Raw genomic sequence first — 21,928 nt, forward strand, 5'->3', positions numbered from 1 at the left:
AGTTGCTGCTCGAGGGGTTGCGGCGGTTATGGCGGGAAGGAAACACCCGGTTACATTCCGAACCCGGAAGTTAAGCTTCCCAGCGCCGATGGTACTGCACTCGGGAGGGTGTGGGAGAGTAGGTCACCGCCGCACAATACTTATGGAGGGGGTCCGACGGCGTCGGACCCCCTCTTTTTGTTTTCCTCCGCACGCTGAGAAAGATCTTGCCGACGTCCACGCCGGCTCCTGGGCGCCGTGAACCGGCCCTCCACCGGGGAAGCGGCTTTCATCTGGGCTCATGGACGCTGCTGGGCTTGCTAGGCTGGAGGAACCGGGCCACCCCACAGGTGGCCTTCGTCGCGTAAGGCCCGAGGACGGGCGGCGACCCAGCCACGGTGGACCGTCATTGTGAGTCCGCTGGGTGAGCCAACGAAATGGACCAGAAGTGAACAGAGATAACGGATCGGACGGCGGACAGCGCGGGCGCGGCGACTACGGGGATAGGCGCTCCAGCGGAGACGGCAGGAGCGGCGGGTACAGCTCTCGTGGGCGAGACTCCGGCGGCGACCGTCCGTTCCGTTCCGACGACAGGTCGCGCTCCTACGACCGAGACCGGGCGCCCCGGCGGGACGAGGGCCATCGGGACGATCGCGGCCCGCGTCGCGAAGGTGACGAGCGCCGTTCGTTCCGGGATCGGGACGATCGTGGCCCTCGACGCGAGGGTGGCTTCGGCAACCGTCGCGAAGGTGGCTACGGCGACCGTCGTGAAGGCGGCTACGGCGACCGTCGTGAAGGCAGGTTCGGGGACCGGCGTGAGGGTGGTTCCCGGGATGATCGGGGTCCGCGCCGGGAAGGCGGGTACGGCGATCGTGGGCCGCGCCGCGACAGCGACCAGGGGGACCGTGGGCCGCGCCGTGAGGGCGGATACCGGGACAACCGTGGCCCTCGGCGCGAAGGTGACGATCGCGGACCTCGTAGTGACGATCGTCGTACCTATCGGGACCGCGACGATCGCGGTCCGCGCCGTGAGGGCGATGAGCGTCGTTCGTTCCGGGATCGGGATGATCGTGGTCCGCGTCGCGAGGGTAGCTTCGGCGATCGTCGCGAGGGTGGCTATGGCGACCGTCGTGAGGGCAGGTTCGGGGAGCGGCGTGAGGGTGGTTCCCGGGACGATCGTGGTCCGCGCCGTGAGGGTGGCTTCCGCGACGATCGGGGTCCGCGCCGGGAAGGCGGCTACGGTGATCGTGGGCCGCGCCGTGAGGGCGGATACGGGGACCGTCGTGAGGGCAGGTTCGGGGACCGCCGCGAAGGTGGCTTCCGCAACGATCGGGGTCCGCGCCCTGAGGGTGACGAGCGTCGTTCGTTCCGGGATCGGGATGATCGTGGTCCGCGTCGCGAGGGTGGCTACGGCGACCGTCGTGAGGGTGGGTTCGGCGCCCGCCGCGAGGGTGGCCCCGCACGCCCGGGCTCGCGCGACGACCGCGGTCCCCGCCGGGAAGGCGGCTACGGTGATCGTGGGCCGCGTCGCGACAGCGGCTACGGCGATCGTGGGCCGCGTCGCGAAGGCGACTCCGGTGGCCGTCGTGAGGGTGGTTTCCGCGATGATCGGGGTCCGCGTCGTGAGGGTGGCTTCGGTGGCCGTCGTGAGGGTGGTTTCCGCGATGATCGGGGTCCGCGTCGCGAGGGTGGCTTCGGTGGCCGTCGTGAGGGTGGTTTCCGCGATGATCGGGGTCCGCGCCGTGAGGGTGGCTACGGTGGCCGTCGTGAGGGCGACCAGGGTCCCCGCCGCGAAGGTGGCGCCGGCCGCCCGTTCTCACGCGACGACCGCGCCGAGCGTCCTGGCTCCTCCGGCACCCGCGCCAGGTACGGCAGGCCCGATCGCGAGTCGGACGCTCCGCAGCGCGAGAAGCTGCCCGATGTCCCGGCCGACGTCACCGCGGAGGAGCTCGACAAGGAGGTCCGCGAAGAGCTGCGTTCCCTCCCCGGCGACCTCGCCGAGCTGGTGGGCCGGCACCTCGTCGCCGCCGAGCGGGCGCTCGAGGACGACGACCCGGACCGGGCGCACGAGCACACGAAGGTGGCGCGTAGGTTCGCGGCCAGGATCGGCGTCGTACGCGAGGCCGCCGGCATCGTCGCCTACCGCGCCGGGCACTTCTCCGAGGCGCTGAGCGATCTGCGCGCGGCCAGGAGGATGACGGGTTCGGAGGCGTACCTGCCGGTCATGGCCGACTGTGAACGCGGCCTCGGGCGTCCCGAGCGGGCGATCGACCTCGTACGTTCACCGGAGGCCGAGCGCCTCGACCGAGCCGGACGCATCGAGCTGACCATCGTCGAGTCCGGCGCCCGCCGCGACCTCGGCCAGCACGACGCCGCCGTGATCACCTTGCAGCGGCTCCCCGAGCTGCGGGATCCGCAGCCGAAGCCCTGGTCGGCGCGGCTGGCGTTCGCGTACGCCGACGCGCTGGCCGACGCGGGGCAGCAGGAGGCGGCCGCGGCCTGGTTCGGAAGGGCGATGGCGTTCGACGAGGACGGGGAGACGGACGCGGCGGAGCGCTACGCCGAGCTGACCGGCGCCGTCATCGAGGACGTCGAGGAGGACTTCGACGACGCCGATGCCGACGAGACGGGTGACGTTCTGGAGGACGCGCCGGTCTCGGAGGGCAGGGTCGCGGAAGAGCCTGCCGACGTGCTCGATCGAGAGCCGGCAGCAGAGGAGCCGTCCGACGGGCCGGAGCAAGAGGGTCCGGCTGAGGTGTCGGATCAGGAGAGCCCGGCTGCCGCAACGGATCAGGAGAGTTCAGCCGCTGTCCCGGACCGGGAAGGTTCGGCTGCCGTACCGGATCAGGAGCCGCAGCAGGCCGGCGCGGCCGCGGTGCGTGACGAGGGCTTCGAGCAGCAGGACGGCCCGGCCGGCGTCGAGGAGAGCCTGACGGAGGCCGACGAGGGCTCGGCCGGACAGCAGGACACGCCCGAGGTGACGCCTCAGCTCCAGGCGCCGAGCATCAACCCCGCGTTCATCGAGCCGAACTTCGGTGACGTGCTCGACGAGCCCGATGAGCCCGACGACCCGGCCTCGGACGACAAGCCCAAGACCGACAACTGACGCCCGAGGCTCGAGGGCTTCCGCACGTCCCGCCGTACTGCCGCTGCTGTCGCGGCGCTCGGTACGGCGGGACGTGGCGGGCGCGGCCTCTCGCGGCGCTCCTCGTAGAGGGATCACATTGGGGACGGCGAGGTGCCGGCTCCCCTTCCAACGGAACCGGTGATGCGGCGGTGTGCGCGTGGGCGGCGAGACGACACCGCGCGGCCTACGGTGAGACGCGGTCCAGCCAGTGGAGGATTCCCGCGACGTTCGAGGGAGCACCGCTCAGCAGCTCGAGCTGCTCGTTCATCCCAGCGTCCGCATCGGACTGCACCGGGCTGTAACGCTCCTTCGTACGGTCCCTGACCATGGCCACGGCGTGGTCCAGGTCCATCCCCTCAGAACGCGCCTGCTTGGTGAGATCCACCCAGACGCGGAGCTCCTCCGCGGACCGTTCGAGAGTCTCCTGTACGGCGTCGACCGGCCCGTAGTGGCTGAACAGCAGCCGTTGCGGCCCAAGAGCCTCGAACAGCGCGATCGAGTCGAGTGCGGTCTGCAGGTCGAAGTCCGGCGGAGGGGTCGCGGGGCGAAGATCGCCTGTTTCGGGCAGGTAGACGCCGGCCGCGTCGCCGACGTACAGATCGCCGGTGACGGAGTCGACGAGGCCCACGTGATGTTTCGCATGACCGGGCGAGTAGTGGCTGTTCAGCGTACGGCCGTTGCCCAGGTCGATGGCTCCGGTGTCGCCGAGGGCGACGATGCGTTCGGCCTCGGTGGGGGACAGTTCGCCGAAAAGCACGTCGAGCTTGTCACCCCACACCATCCGCGCGCTGGCCATCAACCGTGACGGATCAGCCAGATGGCGGGCGCCCTTCTCGTGTACGACGATCTGCGCGGACGGGAAGAACTTGGCGATGTCGCCCACCCCGCCCGCATGATCCAAGTGGATGTGGGTCACCACGACGGTGGCCAGGTCCTCCGGTCCGACGCCGAGCGAGGCGAGTGCGTCACGGACCACGGGTGCCGACGTCGACGTACCCGTCTCCACCAGGCACGGCCGATCACCCAGAATCAGGTAACCGGCGGTGATGCCTGTGTATCCCGCCATTTTGGTGTCGATTTCATAGACGTCGCCGCCCAGCGCGGTGATGTTGTCCACAGGAACTCCCGAGCGTCCAGCCGTCATCCCCAGAACGGCATTCGAGCCGATCCGGGCTCCTCCTCATCGTAGAGAGTGATCTCCACCAGAGCACCGACAGGAGGACGACAGTGGACCGAAACGAAGTCTTGCTGGTGGGCCGGCTCTCGGCGGCAGTCGAGGAGCAGCCCCTGCCCAGCGGCGACACCGTGACGAAGTGGCGCATCATCGTGCGCCGCCGTCGCCACAGACGCGGAGCCGCCCTGACGGACAGCATCCCGTGCGTCACCTTCGACCCGGAGACGGCCGCCATAGTGCGCAGTCTCAAGCCGCGCGATTACATGGAGGTGGCGGGCTCCTTCCGCTGCCGCGTGTTCGGCCCGTCCGCGGCCAAGACCTGGCGATACGAGGTGGAAGTGAGCTCCGCCAAGCCGTACGAGGCCGACCTGCCCCAACCCGACGCCCTCCCCGACGACCCTACCCTCAGCCCTCATGGGGGCCTCGCCGCCCTGATCCCCCGCCAGGTGGCCTACCTGGCACCAGCGATCTGACCTCCGTCGCTCGTGCGCGGGTCCGTTGTCCCGAGGGTTTACGACCGGGATGCGCGTTGCGGGCTACTACGAGGGATGTGCTGGCAGTGGGCGCTGTGGACCATGGCGTCTGTCGGCAGGGGAGAGCGGTTGCGCGTCAGTCGATGGCGAACGTACGGAGCACCAGGCCGGTTCTGGGCTTCGGGCCGAAGGAGGTGGATTTGCGGGGCACTCGTTCGCCGCCGGCGGCGACGGCCAGCACGTCGTCGACCGCCAGGGGCTTGATGAGCACCGCGGTGCCGCCGGTACGGATGGCCAGCCGCACCGCGGCATCCGTGTCGTGGTGCACGATCCGTACGGTCTGTTCGTCGTCGTGCATGCCCCACACCTTGGGCAGCACGAACTCTGTGAGGACGGAGGTGTTGAGGGAGTTCCAACGCTCGGAGTGGTCGGGCGGCATGGCGTGGGCGAGCTGCATCGGATCGGGGTCGGTGAGCAGGTGGGAGCCGCCTCCGCCGGCGAGCAGAAAGGCCGGCTCCGGAGCCTCCTCGAGCGCCGCCAAGCCCTGCGCCAGGTCGTCGAAGTCGCGGACCCGCCACGCGCCCTTCGCCTTGGCGGCGGCCTCGGACAGGGGAAGCCCGGGGATCACGCGGTGGATGGCCTGGAGATTGGGCGGGTACGCGGTGGAGTCGACGAGCAAGGCCAACCCGAAGTCCCACGGCCCGACGGCCGGCCCCGCGTGCCCCGGAGCCGAATCGTCCCTCCCGGCGCCCCCAGCAGCGGCGCCCTCCGCCGTGGCGGGCTCGCGTGCGGGGCGCTCCGGTGTGGGGCGCTCGGGGGCGGACCCTCCGACAGGATCGGCGCTTCCCCCAGTGTCGGGTCCCTCAGCGAGAGGGCGACCCCCGGGTGTGGCGGTGCGCGGTGGCGGTGTTTGCCGAGCGGTGGAGGTCGGGCTGGGGGATGGCTCTTCCGGGTGGGGCAGTGGCTCAGGGTGCGCGCGGTGGCGGGTGGCGTGCTCCTGGCGTTGGAGTACGCGGTACGTCGCGTACCGGTGGTGGCCGTCGGCGATCAGAGCTTGGCGGTGGTGGAGGTCGGCGTTGATGGCCTCGATTTCGGACGTGTTCGTGATTGCCCAGAGACGGTGCGTGAGCCCGTCTTCCGTGTGCGCGGACACGAGGGGAGGCCGCGTCGAGGCCACCTCGCCCACCATGCGGGTGGCCGTGCCCTGGTCGCCGTCATAGAGGAGGAAGATGGGTTCGAGGTTGGCCTGGGTGGTGCTCATGAGGGCGAGCCTGTCGGCGATGGGTCCCGGCACGACATCCTCGTGGGGCAGGATGATGCGCTGCCCCGGGTCGGCGAGGCCCACATCGCCGATCAGGCCGCGTTGCAGGACACCCGGCCCGCTCTGCTCGTACACGTAAAGCGCCGGCGCCTTGTCCGGGACCAGGACGCCCGAGTCCAGCCACGCTCTCAGCGTGTCCCTGGCCTCGATGTATCGGCTTGCGACCGCCGCCTCGGCCGGTGGGGAAGCGACGCGATGGGGCGCGGCGGCCGGTGGCGTGGGGGCCGGTGCGGAAGGGGTGTGCTGAGGCGGGGTTTGCCGGCGGGCGGTCGGGTCCTGGGCCGGGGAGTCGCCGCGGGGCGAGCGGGGAAGGATGAGACGGACGACGTTGTTCGGATGGGAGTCCAGGAGGGCGTCCACGTCCGCATCGGAGATCAGGTCGTACGGTGGGGAGGTCACCTTGGCGGGATCTTCGACAGCGAAACGTACGCCTCGGAAGGGCCGTAGCACGAGTCCATCCGGCAACGGCAGTTCAGGAATCCCCATACCGGGCATGCTCCCATAAATGCTTGTGCCTTCCGGAAGTCGCCCCTTGGTTGCAGTCGTGCCCGTTCCGCAGCAGGGCGGAGCGGGACCGCCCCCTCAGCGCCGAAGGAGTCCTCGCGCATGACCCACGATGGAAACGTTCACGACGACAACTCTGGCGCTCCTAGAGGAAATATTTACGATTGGTATCAGCGTGGGATGAAGTTGCTCAAGGAAGGCAGTCCGGCTGCCGCTGCCGCGTTGCTGGAGCGTGCCGCCGCGGCCGAACCGGAGTCGCGCAGCATCCTGGAGGGGTTGGCGCGGGCGCAGTTCAACTCACGGCAGTACGCGGAGGCAGCGGCCAGCTTCCGGCAGATCGTCGATGCCAATCCGGCTGAGGATTATGCCTACTTCGGGCTGGGGCTGGCGTTGTGGCGGACCGGGGATGTGGAGGGCGCCCAGGAGCCACTGGCGATCGCGGTGGCCATGCGTCCGGATGAGCGGCATTATGTTTCGGCCTTGAAGAGTGTTCGCGCTACCTTGCGGGCCCGCCGGGAAATGTAGGCGGGCCGATTCTTTCGCCCTGTGATGTCGTTCCCGTTGTTGTTCTTGCTCTCGTGGCCGCGTAGCGTCCACGATCCCGGTGGATCGTTCATGGTCGGGCCTCCTGCAGGTGGACGTGAGCACGGCGCTAGAGTCACACGCGGCGTGAAAGGCGAACGGGGAGAGGCGGCACTGTGCTGATCGACGGCTATGACACCCTGCTGCTCGACCTCGACGGCGTGGTCTACCTCGGCAGTCATGCGGTGCCAGGTGCGCCTGCGGCGTTGGAGGAGGCTCAGCGGCGTGGGGCTCGGCTCGCGTACGTCACCAACAACGCCTCCCGTACGCCCGCCGCCATCGCCACCCACCTCCGCGAGCTCGGGGCGCCCGCCACGGCCGATGACGTGGTGACCTCGGCGCAGGCGGCGGCCCGGCTGATCGCGGAAAGGGTGTCACCCGGCTCGAACGTGCTCGTCGTCGGCGGGTCGGGGCTGCGGCTGGCCGTACGGGATCGAGGGTTGCGGCCTGTCTCGACCGCCGCCGAGTCGCCTGTCGCCGTGGTGCAGGGGATCGCCCCCGGCCTGTCGTACGGGCTGCTGTCGGAAGGGGCGCTGGCCGTGCGGCAGGGGGCGTGGTTCGTGGCCTCCAACGGGGACAGCACGATGCCCACCCAGCGGGGGGAGCTGCCGGGGAACGGCGCGATGGTCCGGGTGATCGCCGCTGCCACCGGGGTCGAGCCGGTTTACGCGGGCAAGCCCGATCCGCCGCTGCATCGGGAGTCCATGATCCGAACGGGGGCGCGGCGGCCGCTGGTCGTGGGGGATCGGCTGGACACCGATATCGAGGGGGCGTCCAACGCGGGCGTCGGCAGCCTGCTGGTGCTGACCGGGGTGGCCACGGCCGTCGATGTGCTGACGGCCGCTCCGCGGCATCGGCCCACCTATGTCGGTGATGACCTGAGCGCCGTGCTCCTCCCGTATCCCGAGGTGCGGGACGGGGCCTGCGGAGGATGGCAGGCCCGGTGGCAGGACGGTGTTCTGCGCCTCGACGGTGACGGGAGCCGGATCGACGGGTTGCGGGCCGCCTGTGACGCGGCCTGGACCGCGGCCGGCGAGGGCCGGGTCGAGGAGGACGCCGTCAAGCCCGTGCTCGATCGGCTCGGTTGAGCGCGCAGCGGCAGCGGATGTGGCCCCACATGTGGTGGATCGATCAGGTCCTGATCGGTGAGTGGCGTCTCGTCGCGAGTGAGCGCCTCAACGGGTCGGGGTCGTGAGTGCTCCGGAGGGAGGGCGGATGGGGTCTTTCGGGGGTCAGAGCCAAGGGGACAGGGGAGTCAGATCAGTTTGCGCAGGCGCAGCAGGTCGCCGAAGCTGGCGTCGACCTTCACCCGCCCTCCGAGCAGCGCCCTGGCCAGGTCCAGCTCCCCGTCCACCAGCGCGATCAGGTCGCTGCTCGCGATCGTGAGCTTGACGTCGGCGGGCTTGCCGTTCGCAGGCGGCTGCTCCGTGAACGGGTCGAGCCCTCCGTGGTGCAGGCGGCCGTAGAAGATCACGTCAAGGTCACTGACGCGGCAGCTGACCGTCCGCTCGACCACGTGTTTGGCGCGGTCCTCCTCGTCGATCTCGTCGAACTGGGCGACGAGCTTGGTCAGTGCCGTCCGGCACTCCTCGACGCTTGCCATGGTGCGCATCCTTTCTTCCTTCTTGGGGGAGCGTAGCGTTCCACATGAGTAGCACCCCCGTATGGGCTACAACGCATGACACGCCTGCCAAGGTCCCGGGCGCTCGCGGGAGGCGTTACCGTCGAGTCATGAGTGAGCTGCCGGAGGAGACCGGCGACGAGCGGGTCGACGCCATCGTGGCCGGTCTCGGCCGCTTGGCCGAGCTGCCGGTGAGTGAGCACGTGGGGGTCTTCGAGGAGGCGTTCTCCGGGCTCGAGTCCACGCTGGCCACCGCCGTGGAAGAGCAGTGAGCCGCAGGATCCGCCTCGACAGCGAGCTGGTACGCCGCGGCCTGGCCAGGTCGCGCGAGCAGGCAGGCCAGCTCATCGAGGCCGGCCGGGTCACCGTCGGCGGCCAGCAGGCCCGCAAGCCCGCCACCCAGGTCGACACCGCATCCGCCATCGTCGTCGCGGCCTCGGAAGAGGGGCCCGACTATGTTTCGCGAGGAGCGCACAAACTGCTCGGCGCGCTGGAGGCGTTCGAGAGCCTGCGGGTGGAGGGCCGCCGCTGCCTCGACGCGGGCGCCTCCACGGGCGGCTTCACCGACGTGCTGCTGCGCCGCGGCGCAGCCCACGTGCTCGCCGTGGACGTCGGCTACGGCCAGCTGGCCTGGTCGCTGCGCACCGATGAGCGGGTGACGGTCATGGAGCGCGTCAACGTCCGCGACCTGACCCCGGACCTGGTCGGCGAGCCCCCCACGCTGGTCGTCGGCGATCTGTCGTTCATCTCGTTGAGGCTTGTGCTGCCCGCCCTGGCCTCGGTCGCCGCGCCGCGGGCCGACTTCGTGATGCTCGTCAAGCCGCAGTTCGAGGTGGGCAAGGACCGCGTGGGGGCAGGCGGCGTCGTACGCGATCCGGAGCTGCGCAAGGGCGCCGTTCGCGACGCCGCCGCCAAGGCCCGGGAGCTGGGGCTGGCCGTGCGCGGCGTGACCGCGAGCCCGCTGCCGGGACCATCGGGAAATGTCGAATATCTGCTCTGGCTGGGCAAGGGGGAGGGCGAGCCGCCGGTCGCCGACCTCGAGGCCGAGATCGAGCGTGCCGTCGCGGAAGGGCCGCAATGAAACGGACCGTGCTGGTCGCCGTACACACCGGGCGTGATGCCGCAGTCGAGAGCGCACGCCTGGTCATCAACCGGCTGGTCGACGCCGGGATCGCCGTACGGGTGCTGGAGTCGGAGTTCGGCGAGATCGGCTGCCGCGGAGTCGAGGCGGTGCCCGCGGACCCGGGCGCCGTCAAGGACGCCGAGGTCATGATGGTGCTCGGCGGCGACGGCACGCTGCTGCGCGCGGCCGAGCTCGCCAGGCCCGCCGGCACGCCGCTGCTGGGGGTCAATCTCGGACATGTCGGGTTCCTGGCTGAGGCTGAGGTCGCCGATCTGTCGGCCGCGGTCGACAGTGTCGTGGCGGCCCGCTACGACGTCGAGGAGCGCATGACGATCGACGTTCTCGCCCGGCTGAACGGCCGGGTGCTCGCCGACACGTGGGCGCTCAACGAGGTCACCGTCGAAAAGCAGGAGCGCATGCTCGAGGTGGTCGCCGAGATCGACGGCCGGCCGCTGTCTCGGTGGGGCTGCGACGGCGTGATCTGCGCCACTCCGACCGGCTCCACCGCCTATGCTTTCTCGGCGGGCGGACCTGTCGTATGGCCGGAGGTGGAGGCGCTGCTCATGGTGCCCATCAGCGCGCACGCGCTGTTCGCCAGGCCGCTGGTGGCCTCCCCGCGCTCCACGCTGGCCGTCGAGATCCTGCCCGACACGCCGGGGGGCGTCCTGTGGTGCGACGGCCGCCGCCGCTTCGAGCTGCCCTCCGGCTCGCGGGTGGAGGTGCGCAGGGGTGCCGATCCCGTACGCCTGGCCCGCCTGCACGGCGTGGAGAACACCGGCGCGCCGTTCACCGACAGGCTGGTCGCCAAGTTCGAGCTTCCTGTTCAGGGCTGGCGCGGAAGGGTGCGACCCTGAGTCAATGGATGGGAGAGCGCGTAGGATCACATGGGCGCAGGTGTTCGGAAACGACGCGTGTGACCATCAGACACGGCAGTGAACGGGAGTGGGCAGTGCGACCAAGGGTCGAGGAGGTCCGCATCCAGGGGCTCGGCGTCATCGATGAGGCCGTTCTCGAGCTCTCGCCGGGCTTCAACGTGGTCACCGGCGAGACCGGCGCGGGCAAGACGATGGTCGTGACCGGGCTCGGGCTGCTGTTCGGCGGCCGGGCCGACCCTTCGCGCATCCGCCCGGGAGCCGAGCGGGCGTCCGTCGAGGGCACGCTGGTCATCGAGTCGGGCGGGCGCGTCTCCCAGCAGGTGGAGGACATCGGCGGCCAGGTCGAGGACGGCGAGCTGATCATCTCGCGCACCGTCTCGGCCGAGGGCAGGTCCAGGGCGTGGCTCGGCGGGCGCACAGTGCCCGTCGGCACCCTGACCTACCTGGCCGACGACCTCGTGGCGGTGCACGGGCAGATGGACCAGCAGCGGCTGCTCCAGCCGGCCAGGCAGCGCGCCTCGCTCGACCGCTACGCGGGTAACGAGCTGGTCAAGCCGCTGCGGGCCTACTCTCAGGCGTACAAACGGCACAAGCAGGTCGGCGCGCTGCTCGAGGAGCTGACCACCAGGGCCAGGGAGCGGGCGCAGGAGGCAGACATGCTCCGCTTCGGCCTGGAGGAGATCGAGAAGGTCGACCCCAAGCCGGGCGAGGACGCCGAGCTGCGCGGCGAGGAGGAGCGGCTCTCGCACGCAGACGCCCTGCGCAGCGCCGCCACGACCGCGCACACGGCGCTGCTCGGCGACCCGATGGAGGCGGCGGGGAGCCCTCATGATGTGATCTCCCTGCTCGGCGAGGCGCGGGCGGCCGTGGAGGTCGTGCGCGACTTCGACCCCCAGCTCGCCTCCGTGGCCGACCGGCTGGCCGAGGCCGGCTACCTCATCTCCGACGTGGCCACCGATCTGGCGGCGTACGCGGAGTCGATCGAGGCCGACCCGGCCCGGCTGGCGGCCGTGCAGGAACGCCGGTCCGTGCTGTCCGGGCTGATCCGGAAATATGCGGAGGACAGCGCAGGGGTCCTGACCTGGGCGCAGCAGGCCGCCGCGCGGCTGGGCGAGCTCGAGGGCGACGACGAGCGCATCGAGGAGCTGACCCGCGAGTACGAGGAGCTGACCGCCCGCCTCACCGAGCTGGCCGACGAGCTCACCCGGGTGCGCCAGGCCGCCGCCGAGCGGTTCGGCCAGGCGGTGACCGAGGAGCTGACGGCGCTGGCCATGCCCCACGCCAGAGTCGTCGTCCAGCTCGCCCAGAGCCCGGAGTTCGGGCCAGAGGGCCGCGACGAGGTGGAGCTGCGGATGGCCGCCCACCCCGCCGCGCCGCCCCTCCCGCTCAACAAGGGCGCCTCCGGCGGCGAGCTGAGCCGGGTCATGCTGGCGATCGAGGTGGTGTTCGCCGGTGCCGACCCGGTGCCGACGTTCGTCTTCGACGAGGTCGACGCGGGCGTGGGCGGCAAGGCCGCGGTCGAGATCGGGCGCAGGCTGGCCAGGCTGGCCCGCACCGCGCAGGTCATCGTGGTCACGCACCTGCCGCAGGTCGCCGCGTTCGCCGACCAGCACCTGGTGGTCGAGAAGGCGAGCGACGGCAGCGTCGTGCGCAGCGGCGTGGTCACGCTCGACCACGAGGGCCGCGTACGCGAGCTCTCCCGCATGCTGGCCGGCCTGGAGGACTCCGAGCTGGGCCGCGCGCACGCCGAAGAACTGCTCGGTCTGGCCGCGGCAGACAGGTGATCCTGAGTGACATAGCGGACACGCCGCGTGATGCGTGGCCTCTGCGCTGTTTCGCTCTGGCAGGATGGTCTTGATGAAGGTTCCGGGAAGCAAGATGCCGGGCCTCCGCGGCAGGAAGGTTGATGACCTTCCCGGTGTAACGGCAGTGGCGAGAATCGACCGGCGTACCAAGAGGCTGACAAAGCGCCTCCAGCCCGGTGAGATAGCGATTATCGACCACGTCGACGTTGACCGGGTCAGCGCGGAGGCACTCGTCGCGTGCGGTGCCGCGGCCGTGGTCAACGTCGCCAGCGGCATCAGCGGTCGCTATCCCAATCTGGGGCCACAGATCCTGGTCGAGGCGGGCGTGCCGTTCGTCGACAACGCCAACCAGGAGCTGTTCGAACGGGTCAAGGACGGCGACGTCATCCGCGTCAACGACGGCGTCGTCTATCTCGACGACGACGTCGTCGGCAAGGGCGAAGAGCAGACAGCCGAGGCCGTCGAGGCGGCCATGGCCGAGGCCCGAGCCGGGCTCGCCGTGCAGATCGAGGCTTTCGCCGTCAACACGATGGAGTACGTCCGCGGTGAGGGCAGGCTGCTCATCGACGGAGTCGGCGTGCCCGAGATCCGCACCTCCATGGAGGGCAGGCATGTCCTTATCGTGGTGCGCGGATATCACTACAAGGAAGACATCGCCACCCTTCGTCCCTACATCCGCGAATACCGTCCCGTCCTCGTCGGCGTCGACGGCGGGGCCGATGCGCTGCTGGAGGCCGGCTACCTGCCCGACGTGATCGTGGGCGACTTCGACTCGGTCTCCACCAAGGCCCTGACCTCCGGCGCCGAGCTCGTCGTGCACGCCTACCGCGACGGCAGGGCGCCCGGCCTGGAGCGCGTCCACCAGCTCGGCCGCGAGGCGGTGATCTTCCCCGCCACCGGCACCAGCGAGGACATCGCGATGCTCCTGGCCGACGACAAGGGCGCCGAGCTGATCGTCGCCGTCGGCACCCACGGCACGCTGGAGGAGTTCCTCGACAAGGGGCGCTCCGGCATGGCCAGCACCTTCCTCACCCGGCTGATCATCGGCAGCAAGCTCATCGACGCCAAGGGCGTGAGCAGGCTCTACCGCAGCCGCATCTCCACCCCGCAGCTGCTGCTGCTCGTGATCACGGCGTTGATCACGATGAGTGTCGCACTCTTCATCTCGCCGATCGGTCAGACCTGGCTGAACGGCCTGCAAGACGCCTGGAACGCATTCATCTTCTGGCTGGTCGGACTCTTCTCGTGATCGATTTCCGCTATCACCTCGTCTCCATCGTCGCGATTTTCCTGGCGCTCGCGGTGGGCGTCGTGCTGGGCACCACGCTGTTGCAGGAGCCCGCCGTCAGATCGGCGCGGGAGGTGACCGCCCAGCTCACCAAGTCGAAAGAGGAGCTGCGGACACAGCTCGACGCACTCCAGAGCCGCGAGACGGGCAACGACACGTTCATCGCCGCCATGACGCCGAGCATGGTGGCGGGCGACCTGACGGGCCAGCGGGTGCTCCTGGTCGAGACGCCCGGCTCCAGCACCACCATGCGCGAGGCCGCGCAGCAGGTGCTCACCCAGGCGGGCGCGCAGATCTCCGGGCGGCTCGCGCTGACGGAGAAGCTCCTCGACCCCAAGGCCACCGGCGTGCTCGACGGCCTGGTCAACCAGCTCAAGCCGGCCAACATGACGTTCCCCACTACGGCCACCTCCTGGGACAGAGCCGCCACGCTGATCTCGGCCGCTTTCGTCACCACAGACCCGGCGCAGGCGGGCACCCCCAATCCGGCCACCGCCGACGTCGTGAGCGCGTTCGAGACGGGCGGGCTGCTCTCCACCGAAGGCGACCCTCTCAAGCGGGCCACGCTCGCCGTCATGTTCACGCCGGAGAAACCGTACGAGGGAGAGAGCGCCGAGCTCCAGGCAGGCGCCCTCGTCTCCATGGCGAGCGGCCTCGACGTGGCCGGCAAGGGTACGGTGCTGGCCGGGACCGCCATCACCACCGCCGTCCCGGGCGACGCGATCGGAGCCCTGCGCGACGACAGCGAGATCTCCAAGCGCGTCAGTTCGGTCGACACCGCCGACATGCCCGCGGGGCGCGTCGCGATCGTCTACTCTCTCCGTGAGCAGCTGAGCGGCCGCGCCGGCCAGTACGGCATCGGCAAGGGCAACTCCGCACCGCTGCCGGCGGTGCCGAGCGCCACTCCGTCCCCCACAAACCAGTCAGGGAGCTGACATGCCTGCCACCCGGGTCCGTGGCCTGCTCTACGCGCTCGCCGGTGCCGCGATCGGCGCCGTGGCCGCCCGCGTCGCCTACACCGCGTTCACCGGCAACCGCCCGGCCGACCTGACCGGCCGCTGGACGCGCAAGAACCACCGCGGCGAGCCCATCACGCTGCTCGAAGGCCCCGCGTTCGCCGCGGGGGCAGGCGCGGCGGCGGCGCTCACGCCCGGCCTGCCGGGGCGCCTGCGCCTGGCCGCGCTCGTCGCGGGCGGGGGCAGCGCCGCGCTCGGCGCGTACGACGACCTGTACGGCACCACGTCCTCCAAAGGGTTCAAGGGCCACCTGACCGCGCTCGCCCGCGGCGAGGTCACCAGCGGCGCCGTCAAGATCCTCGGCATCGGCGCCACCGGGCTCGGCGCGGCCGCCCTCGTCTCCCAGGGGCCGGCCGACATCCTGGTCAACGGCGCCACCATCGCCGGCGCCGCGAACCTCGCCAACCTCTTCGACCTGCGCCCCGGCCGCGCCATCAAGGTCGCTCTGCTGACCGGCGGGCCACTGCTGGCCGCCTCCCTCTTCCGCGACGAGCCCGCCGCCGCCGCGCTGGCCGCCGTGCCGCTGGGCGCCGCCGCGGCGCTGCTGCCCGAGGACCTCGGCGAGCGCGCCATGCTCGGCGACGTCGGCGCCAACGCCCTGGGCGCCCTGCTCGGGCTCGCCGCCGTCACCAAGCTGGGCAGGCCCGGCCGGTACGTCCTGCTGGGCACCGTCGTGGCGCTGACCGCCGCCGCGGAGAAGATCAGCTTCACCAAGGTCATCGCGGGCAACCCCGTGCTCAACCGCCTCGACATGCTCGGCCGCCGTCCCGCCCAGCCTGTGTGAGCCCGCGTTTGTCGGTACGGCCTGCCAGGATGTTCTGCGTCAGCTTGGTCGGGAGCGGGGCTGGGGAGGCCTGGTGGCTGTGGTGACGGCGCGAGGGGTCGCGGGCGGCGCCATGCTCATCGGGGCCATCACAGTGCTGGCGCGCATCGCGGGCTTCGCCAAGCAGTACGCCTTCGCGCAGACGGTGGGGACCAACTGCCTGGCCACGGCCTACATGACGGCCAACCAGATCCCCAACATCGTCTTCGAGGTGGTCGTCGGCGGGGCTCTGGCGGGGATGGTGGTCCCGGTGCTCGCGGGAGCCGCCGCCCGGGCGCCGGGTGCGCAGCCCTTCAGCGGTGCCGGCCCGTCCGGCAGGCAGGCGTCGGCTCCGGGCGGCATCGGTCGTCGCCCAGCTGAGGAGGCCGCTGGTCTGCCCGGAGAGGGCCCGGGGGTGAGTCGCGCCGGTGAGCGGGTCGGGTGGATCAGCTCGGCGCTGCTGACCTGGGTGGTCGTCGTGCTCGTCCCGCTGGCCGTGCTCACCGCGCTGCTGGCCGGGCCGATCATCGGGTTGTTCTTCGGCGCGACCATCGACCAGTGCACGGACACCGGGGCGGTGACGGCCGTCGCCGCCCGGATGCTGGTCGTCTTCGCCCCCCAGATCCCCCTGTACGGCGTAGCCGTCGTGCTCTACGGCGTGCTGCAGGCGCACAAGCGCTTTGCCGGGCCCGCGGTCGCGCCTCTCGTGTCCAGCATCGTGGTCATCGTGGCCTACCTGCTGTTCGTGCCGCTCAGCGGCGGGGTGACCGATCCCGCCAAGGTGCCCGGGCCTGCCGAGCTGGCACTGTCGGTAGGCACCAGTCTGGGGGTGCTGTCGCTGGTGCTGGCCGTGATCGGGCCCACGAGCCGGCTGGGGCTGCGGTGGCGGCCCACCTTGAGGTTCCCCGACGGGGTGGCCGTCCAGGTGCGCAGGCTCGCCATGGCCGGCATCGCGGCGCTCCTCGCCCAGCAGGCCGCCATGATCGTGGTGGTGCTGCTGGCGAACAGAACGGTCGGCAACGGCGCCCTCGCCGTCTACAACTACGCGTGGGCGATCTACCTGGTGCCGTACGCGGTGCTGGCCGTGCCCATCGCCACCAGCGCCTTTCCCCGGCTGGCCGCGCTGGCAGGCGAGCCGCGGGCGTTCTCCGAGCTGGCGGCGCGCACCACGCGGGCCGTGGTGCTGGTGTCCGGGCTGGCGGCCGGCGTGCTGGCCGCCGCCTCCTCGCCCGGCGCCGTGGTGTTCCTGGGCTCCAAATCCGACGTGCTGTCGCCGGCCGAGCTGGCCCGCGCCATCGCGCTGTTCGCGCCGGGGCTGGTGGGATACGGGCTCATCGCGCACCTGAGCCGCGTCCTGTACGCGGTCGGGCGCGGCCGGGCGGCCGCCACCGGGACCGTGACGGGGTGGGTGGTCGCGATGGCCGGGCAGGTGGTGTTCGCGCTGGCGCTGCCCGAGGGATGGCGGATCGGGGGGATGGCGCTCGGCATGAGCGTCGGGATGAGTGTGGGCGGGATGCTGCTGCTCGGCTCGGTGGTCCGCGCCCGGGGGAGCGGGGCCGTGGCGGGGCTGCCCCGGGCCGTCGGCGCGGCGCTTGGCGGCGGGCTCCTGGGGTACCTGGCGGGGGCCGGCGTCGTGGGGCTGCTGGGGGCGAGTGGCATCTGGCCGAATGTGGGGGCCGCCGTGCTGGCCGCTGTCGTGGCGCTGGTGGTGGGCGCGGCGGTCGTGGCCGTCGTGGACAGGGCCGACGCCGCCACTGTGGCGGGGCTCGTACGGCGGGGCGGAGCTGCGACAGGGTCGAGCGAGGGTGACGGGGCCGAGTAGGTAAGCGCGGGTGGGCTCCGGTTGGAGACCACGTGAAGACGGGTCTGAGACCACGTTAGGAGCGGTTGTGCGGGTGGCTTTCGTGCTGGGCACCACGTCCGGGGGCACCGGGCGGCATGTCCTGATGCTGGTTGAAGGGCTGGTGCGGCGGGGGCACCAGGTGGCCGTCATCGGGCCGCGCAGTGTCGAGGAGAAGTTCTCCTACGCCCGCGCGGGGGCCCGTTTCGTGGAGGTGGCCGTGTCGGACCGGCCGCACCCGGTGAACGACCTGCGCGCGGTCCTGGCCGTCAGGCGGCTGACCCGGGACGCCGACGTCGTGCACGCTCACGGGCTGAGGGCCGGGGCACTGGCCGCGCTCGCGAAGCTGGGTCGGCGAGGTGGGGCGGGCCGGCTTCGTGAGGAGGCAGGTCGGCGAGGTGGGGCGGGCCGGCTTCGCGAGGAGACGGGCCGAGGTGGAGCGCGGCTGGTCGTCACTCTGCACAACGCGCTGACCGCCGGCGGGTTCGTCGGGCTCGTCTACGGGGTGCTGGAGCGGATCGGGGCCCGGGGGGCCGATCACGTGCTGGTGGTTTCGCCGGACCTCGGCGAAAGCATGTCCCGGCTCGGCGCCAGCGACGTGCGGGCCGCCGTGGTGCCCGCGCCCGCGCCCGAGCCGGCGAAACGCACGCCTCGGGAGGTCAGGGACGAGCTGGGCGCGGGCGAGCGTCCCGTGTTCCTGACGGTCGCCCGGCTGGCCCAGCAGAAGGGGCTCGAGACGCTGCTCGACGTCGCCGCCGGGCCGTGGCCGTCCGGTGAGCCGCTGTTCGTGATCGCGGGCGACGGGCCGCTGCGCGAGGAGCTGCGGCGCAGGATCGAGGACGAGAAGCTGCCCGTGCTGCTCCTGGGACACCGGACGGACGTGCCTGACCTGCTCGGGGCCGCTGTCGCCCTGCTGATGCCGAGCCGCTGGGAGGGCCAGCCGCTCACCCTGCGCGAGGCGCTCATGTCGGGAACACCGGCAATTGCCTACAAAGTAGGGGGGATTCCGGACATTTTGGGGGATGCCGGGGTTCTGGTTCCGTACGGGGATGCCGAGGGGGTGCGCAGAGGCGTACGTGAGCTGATCGAAACGCCGGGACTTGCGGAAACGCTGGCCGCGGCGGCCGAGCGGCGGGGGCGGGAGATGCCCGGCGCCGACGACGCGGTGCAGGACGTGCTCGCCGTGTACGGGGCTCAAGATCGGGAGGGATGATTAGGCCGGGTCGGGGCGTTCTTATATAGTGCCTGGGTTAGGGAGGGGAGTATCCCTTCGCGACAGCCTCGTCATCACGGTGCAGCCCCACTCCACGGGGCCCCCGGGGCTGCCGGTCCGCGGTTGAAAGCGGGCGGGAGAGACCTCCGGCAATGAGTCGTGCATGCCGGAGGCTTGAGACGTGACTGTACCTATGTGGGCCTGGATCGCCGTGATCGGCGGTCTCCTCGTTGTGCTCGCCATTGACCTCTGGATCGTCGACCGCGGCGAAGCCCGAGAGTTCTCCATGCGGCAGGCCGGATACTGGGTCACGTTCTACGTCGCCCTGGCCGCGGTGTTCGGTGCGATTCTGTGGGTCACGTTCGGAGCCGGCAAAGCCGGCGAGTTCTTCGCCGGCTACATCACCGAATACAGCCTGAGCGTCGACAACCTCTTCATCTTCTTCATCATCATGAGCAGGTTCGCCGTGCCACGGGCGTACCAGCACAAGGTGCTGCTCGTCGGCATCCTGCTCGCCCTCGTGATGCGCGGTCTCTTCATCGCGCTCGGAGCGGCGGCGCTGCAGCGCTTCAGCTGGCTCTTCTACCTGTTCGGGGCCTTCCTCGTCTACACCGCGATCAACCTCGTCCGCCAGCACCTCAAGGGCGAGGAAGAGGAGTTCAACGAGAACATCCTGCTGAGGTGGGTGCGCAGGGCCTTCCCCACCACCGAGGGGTACGTCGGCTCCAAGGTCACCGTCAAGATCGACGGCAGGCGCATGGTGACCCCGATGCTCATCGTGATGATCGCGATCGGGAGCACCGACCTGCTGTTCGCGCTCGACTCGATTCCCGCCATCTTCGGGCTCACCAAGGACCCCTTCATCGTCTTCACGGCCAACGCGTTCGCCCTGATGGGGCTGCGTCAGCTCTACTTCCTGCTGGGCGGTCTGCTCCAACGACTGGTCTACATCAGCTATGGTTTGGCGTTCATCCTCGGGTTCATCGGGGTTAAGCTGATATTGGAGGCGTTGCACGCCAGCCATGTCTCCTGGGCGCCCGAAATCCCCATCTGGGTGTCGCTCACGGTCATCGGTGTCACCATGGTCGTCACCACCGTGGCCAGCCTGGTCAAAGCGCGGATCGACGCGCGCCAGGAGGAGGAGCCGCACCCGGAGCAGGTCTAGCGAAAAGGACTTCGAGGCGCTTTGCTTGTGTAGTTGCGCCGTGTCATAGTTGCTTGTTCTGTAACATCACGGCAAAGCGCCCAATTCAGTCTCCACCAAAGGTTGTACGTGTCAGACGATTCTGCCAAGTCGAGCCGCGTCAGGCTCGCACGCGGGGTCTCCCCGTGGCTCATCCCGACGGCGGCCGCGGCGGCCGCAACCGCGCTGCTGACGCGCAAGGACCGGCGATGGGCGCTCGCGGCGGCGCCGCTGAGCGCGCTCACCGGGGGCATGCTCTGGTTCTTCCGTGACCCCGACCGCACGCCGGGCGAGGGACGCATCCTGTCGCCCGCCGACGGGGTGGTACAGAGCATCGACCCGTGGCCGGACGGCCGCACCAGGGTCGCGATCTTCATGAGCCCCCTGAACGTCCATGTCAACCGTGCCCCTCTTGCGGGAAATGTCGCCTCCGTGCAGCATGTGGCAGGTGGGTTCCTGCCGGCGTTCAACAAGGACAGCGACCAGAACGAGCGCGTGGTGTGGCATTTCGAGACCGCGCTGGGTGACATCGAGATGGTGCAGATCGCTGGCGCGGTCGCGCGCAGGATCGTGCGGTACGTGAGCAGCGGAGCGAAGGTCGCGCAGGCCGAGCGGATCGGTCTCATCAGGTTCGGTTCGCGCGTCGACATCTACCTTCCCGAAGGGATATCTCCCGCGGTGTCCGTGGGTGACAAGACGGTTGCGGGGGTGACCAGAATTGACCGCGGCTGACGCCGGCAGTTGGCAGGTGGATGAGGAGGAAGAACCTCGGGGTCCGGTCGGCAAGGCGTTCCGCCTGTCTGCCGCGGACTCGCTCTCGCTGGGCAACGCGGTCTGCGGCTTCCTCGCCGTGTGCGTCCTGGCCTACTCCGCGATCCAGCAGCTCCAGGGCGGTCATCGCTTCACGCCCGATCCGAGCTACTTCGCCACCGCCATCGTGCTGCTGCTCATCGGCGCGACGTGCGACCTGTTCGACGGCCTCGTCGCGCGGCGCTTCCGTGCCTCCGCGATGGGCGCCGAGCTCGACAACCTGGCCGACGTCATCAGCTTCGGGTTCGCGCCCGCGTTCATGGTCGTGATCTGGGGCGGGTTCACCGATCAGGTGCCGTTCATGATGGTGGTCGCCGCCGCGGCGGCCGTGCTGGTGGCCGGGGTCGTGCGCCTGGCCAGATTCGCCTGCGTCAAGACCAAGAGCGGCGACTTCATGGGCCTGCCCATCCCCATGGGCGCCATGACCGTGATCTCCATCGTGCTGCTGTTCCAGCCGAGTGTCTGGTCCCTGCTCGCCGTGCTGGGCGTGGCATGGCTGATGGTCAGCCGGATCGAGTACCCCAAGCCGAAGGGCCAGCTCGCGGCGGGCGTCCTGGGGTGGATCATGGTGAACGTGGCCTTCCTGACCGTCTGGGTGGCCTGGCCGGAGGGCGGCGACCTGCCGATCAAGATCGGTGCGAGCATGCAGATCGCGCTGGTGGCGGCGATCCCGCTGCGCATGCTGGTCTACAAGCGGGAGCAGCGCAGGGAAGCGGCCACGCGCATCAGCAACTGACGGGATTTTTCGTCTTACTTCGGCTTTGGTCTTCCTTCGGCTTTGATAGAGCCATGTCGGCCACGCCGCGCGAGCACACGCGCACGTACTATCTCGGCAAGCTGGCCACGGAGTTGGAGCAGCGCGGGCTGACCGCCACGTTGCGGTCCTATCCGCCCGCGTTGCGCATCAGTGATCCTGAGACGGTGATGCTGGCGGAGACGATCGACTGCGTGCCGATGCCGGAGGGGTGGTTCTACCGGTGGTCGTGGGGCGAACTCGTCGGCATCGCCGACGACCCGGCCCTCGCCGCCGACCGCATCCTCCACGTCCTGCGCCGCTGATCCGTGGTGACTTCGTGAAAACCCTCCCACCTTGTACGGCTGCGCACAGTGGGCAGCGCTCCCGTCTGATCGTTCATCTTGTACGGCTGCGCACGGTGGGCCGCACGCGCCGACGTCCCTTGCCTTCTGTCAT

General features: G+C 70.4%; 21 protein-coding genes and 1 rRNA gene. 18 read left to right on the plus strand and 4 right to left on the minus strand.

What is annotated here, in order from left to right; genetic code table 11:
- Positions 1–18: 18 nt before the first annotated feature.
- Positions 19–135 (plus strand): 5S ribosomal RNA (rrf, locus tag ABD830_RS30870).
- A 1,660-nt stretch (positions 136–1,795) separates the two neighbouring features.
- Here rrf and ABD830_RS30875 read toward each other — a convergent pair.
- Positions 1,796–2,053: a hypothetical protein gene (locus ABD830_RS30875; protein ID WP_344995013.1), complete on the minus strand. Its 258-nt coding sequence runs from the start codon at positions 2,051–2,053 to the stop codon at positions 1,796–1,798.
- A 6-nt stretch (positions 2,054–2,059) separates the two neighbouring features.
- Between ABD830_RS30875 and ABD830_RS30880 the strand changes: the two genes are divergently transcribed.
- The gene (locus ABD830_RS30880; RefSeq protein ID WP_344995016.1) at positions 2,060–3,085 is read left to right on the plus strand and encodes a prolipoprotein diacylglyceryl transferase; all 1,026 of its coding nucleotides are present in this window, start codon (positions 2,060–2,062) and stop codon (positions 3,083–3,085) included.
- A 205-nt stretch (positions 3,086–3,290) separates the two neighbouring features.
- Here ABD830_RS30880 and ABD830_RS30885 read toward each other — a convergent pair whose 3' ends face one another.
- Positions 3,291–4,250, minus strand: coding sequence for an MBL fold metallo-hydrolase (locus tag ABD830_RS30885; RefSeq protein WP_378520775.1), 960 nt, complete (start codon positions 4,248–4,250; stop codon positions 3,291–3,293).
- An 83-nt stretch (positions 4,251–4,333) separates the two neighbouring features.
- Between ABD830_RS30885 and ABD830_RS30890 the strand changes: the two genes are divergently transcribed.
- Positions 4,334–4,753, plus strand: coding sequence for a single-stranded DNA-binding protein (locus ABD830_RS30890; protein WP_344995023.1), 420 nt, complete (start codon positions 4,334–4,336; stop codon positions 4,751–4,753).
- A gap of 136 nt (positions 4,754–4,889) precedes the next feature.
- On the opposite strand, the gene ABD830_RS30895 is transcribed toward ABD830_RS30890, so the two are convergent.
- The gene (locus ABD830_RS30895; protein WP_378520776.1) at positions 4,890–6,560 is read right to left on the minus strand and encodes a DUF1015 family protein; all 1,671 of its coding nucleotides are present in this window, start codon (positions 6,558–6,560) and stop codon (positions 4,890–4,892) included.
- Positions 6,561–6,680: 120 nt separating this feature from the next.
- Between ABD830_RS30895 and ABD830_RS30900 the strand changes: the two genes are divergently transcribed.
- Both ABD830_RS30900 and ABD830_RS30905 read left to right on the plus strand, forming a co-directional pair.
- Positions 6,681–7,103 carry a tetratricopeptide repeat protein gene (locus tag ABD830_RS30900; protein ID WP_344995029.1) on the plus strand — a complete coding sequence of 141 codons (423 nt, stop codon included), beginning with the start codon at positions 6,681–6,683 and terminating at the stop codon, positions 7,101–7,103.
- Positions 7,104–7,276: 173 nt separating this feature from the next.
- The gene (locus tag ABD830_RS30905; RefSeq protein ID WP_344995032.1) at positions 7,277–8,248 is read left to right on the plus strand and encodes an HAD-IIA family hydrolase; all 972 of its coding nucleotides are present in this window, start codon (positions 7,277–7,279) and stop codon (positions 8,246–8,248) included.
- A 167-nt stretch (positions 8,249–8,415) separates the two neighbouring features.
- Here ABD830_RS30905 and ABD830_RS30910 read toward each other — a convergent pair whose 3' ends face one another.
- Positions 8,416–8,772, minus strand: coding sequence for an SCP2 sterol-binding domain-containing protein (locus ABD830_RS30910; RefSeq protein ID WP_344995035.1), 357 nt, complete (start codon positions 8,770–8,772; stop codon positions 8,416–8,418).
- 119 nt (positions 8,773–8,891) lie between these two features.
- On the opposite strand from ABD830_RS30910, the gene ABD830_RS30915 reads away from it, so the two are divergent.
- The 13 genes from ABD830_RS30915 to ABD830_RS30975 all read left to right on the plus strand — a co-directional run bounded on the left by ABD830_RS30915 (position 8,892) and on the right by ABD830_RS30975 (position 21,795).
- Positions 8,892–9,053: a hypothetical protein gene (locus ABD830_RS30915; RefSeq protein ID WP_344995038.1), complete on the plus strand. Its 162-nt coding sequence runs from the start codon at positions 8,892–8,894 to the stop codon at positions 9,051–9,053.
- Positions 9,050–9,862, plus strand: a complete 813-nt coding sequence (locus tag ABD830_RS30920) for a TlyA family RNA methyltransferase (protein ID WP_344995040.1) — start codon at positions 9,050–9,052, stop codon at positions 9,860–9,862. The genes ABD830_RS30915 and ABD830_RS30920 overlap by 4 nt, the downstream gene beginning before the upstream one ends.
- Positions 9,859–10,758: an NAD kinase gene (locus ABD830_RS30925; protein WP_344995043.1), complete on the plus strand. Its 900-nt coding sequence runs from the start codon at positions 9,859–9,861 to the stop codon at positions 10,756–10,758. The genes ABD830_RS30920 and ABD830_RS30925 overlap by 4 nt, the downstream gene beginning before the upstream one ends.
- Before the next feature lie 95 nt (positions 10,759–10,853).
- Positions 10,854–12,563, plus strand: a complete 1,710-nt coding sequence (gene recN / locus ABD830_RS30930; RefSeq protein ID WP_344995046.1) for a DNA repair protein RecN — start codon at positions 10,854–10,856, stop codon at positions 12,561–12,563.
- A gap of 73 nt (positions 12,564–12,636) precedes the next feature.
- Positions 12,637–13,833 (plus strand): putative cytokinetic ring protein SteA, encoded by a 1,197-nt coding sequence (steA, locus tag ABD830_RS30935; protein WP_344995049.1) that lies wholly within the window; start codon positions 12,637–12,639, stop codon positions 13,831–13,833.
- A complete protein-coding gene (locus tag ABD830_RS30940; protein ID WP_344995051.1) occupies positions 13,830–14,807 on the plus strand; it encodes a copper transporter in 978 nt (325 codons plus the stop codon). Before steA ends, ABD830_RS30940 begins: the two co-directional genes overlap by 4 nt.
- Before the next feature lies 1 nt (position 14,808).
- On the plus strand, positions 14,809–15,672 hold the full coding sequence (locus tag ABD830_RS30945) for a hypothetical protein (protein ID WP_344995054.1): 864 nt from the start codon (positions 14,809–14,811) through the stop codon (positions 15,670–15,672).
- 112 nt (positions 15,673–15,784) lie between these two features.
- Positions 15,785–17,512 (plus strand): murein biosynthesis integral membrane protein MurJ, encoded by a 1,728-nt coding sequence (gene murJ / locus ABD830_RS30950; protein WP_378520788.1) that lies wholly within the window; start codon positions 15,785–15,787, stop codon positions 17,510–17,512.
- 73 nt (positions 17,513–17,585) lie between these two features.
- Entirely contained in the window at positions 17,586–18,743 is a 1,158-nt protein-coding gene (locus tag ABD830_RS30955; protein ID WP_344995060.1) for a glycosyltransferase family 4 protein, read from the plus strand.
- Positions 18,744–18,924: 181 nt separating this feature from the next.
- Positions 18,925–19,908 (plus strand): TerC family protein, encoded by a 984-nt coding sequence (locus ABD830_RS30960; RefSeq protein ID WP_344995063.1) that lies wholly within the window; start codon positions 18,925–18,927, stop codon positions 19,906–19,908.
- 108 nt (positions 19,909–20,016) lie between these two features.
- On the plus strand, positions 20,017–20,658 hold the full coding sequence (locus ABD830_RS30965) for a phosphatidylserine decarboxylase (protein WP_344995067.1): 642 nt from the start codon (positions 20,017–20,019) through the stop codon (positions 20,656–20,658).
- Positions 20,645–21,472: a CDP-diacylglycerol--serine O-phosphatidyltransferase gene (gene pssA, locus ABD830_RS30970; protein ID WP_344995070.1), complete on the plus strand. Its 828-nt coding sequence runs from the start codon at positions 20,645–20,647 to the stop codon at positions 21,470–21,472. Before ABD830_RS30965 ends, pssA begins: the two co-directional genes overlap by 14 nt.
- Before the next feature lie 53 nt (positions 21,473–21,525).
- The gene (locus ABD830_RS30975; RefSeq protein WP_344995073.1) at positions 21,526–21,795 is read left to right on the plus strand and encodes a hypothetical protein; all 270 of its coding nucleotides are present in this window, start codon (positions 21,526–21,528) and stop codon (positions 21,793–21,795) included.
- The last annotated feature ends 133 nt before the right edge of the window (positions 21,796–21,928 follow it).

It is taken from the genome of Nonomuraea helvata (assembly GCF_039535785.1).
Taxonomy (GTDB): domain Bacteria; phylum Actinomycetota; class Actinomycetes; order Streptosporangiales; family Streptosporangiaceae; genus Nonomuraea; species Nonomuraea helvata.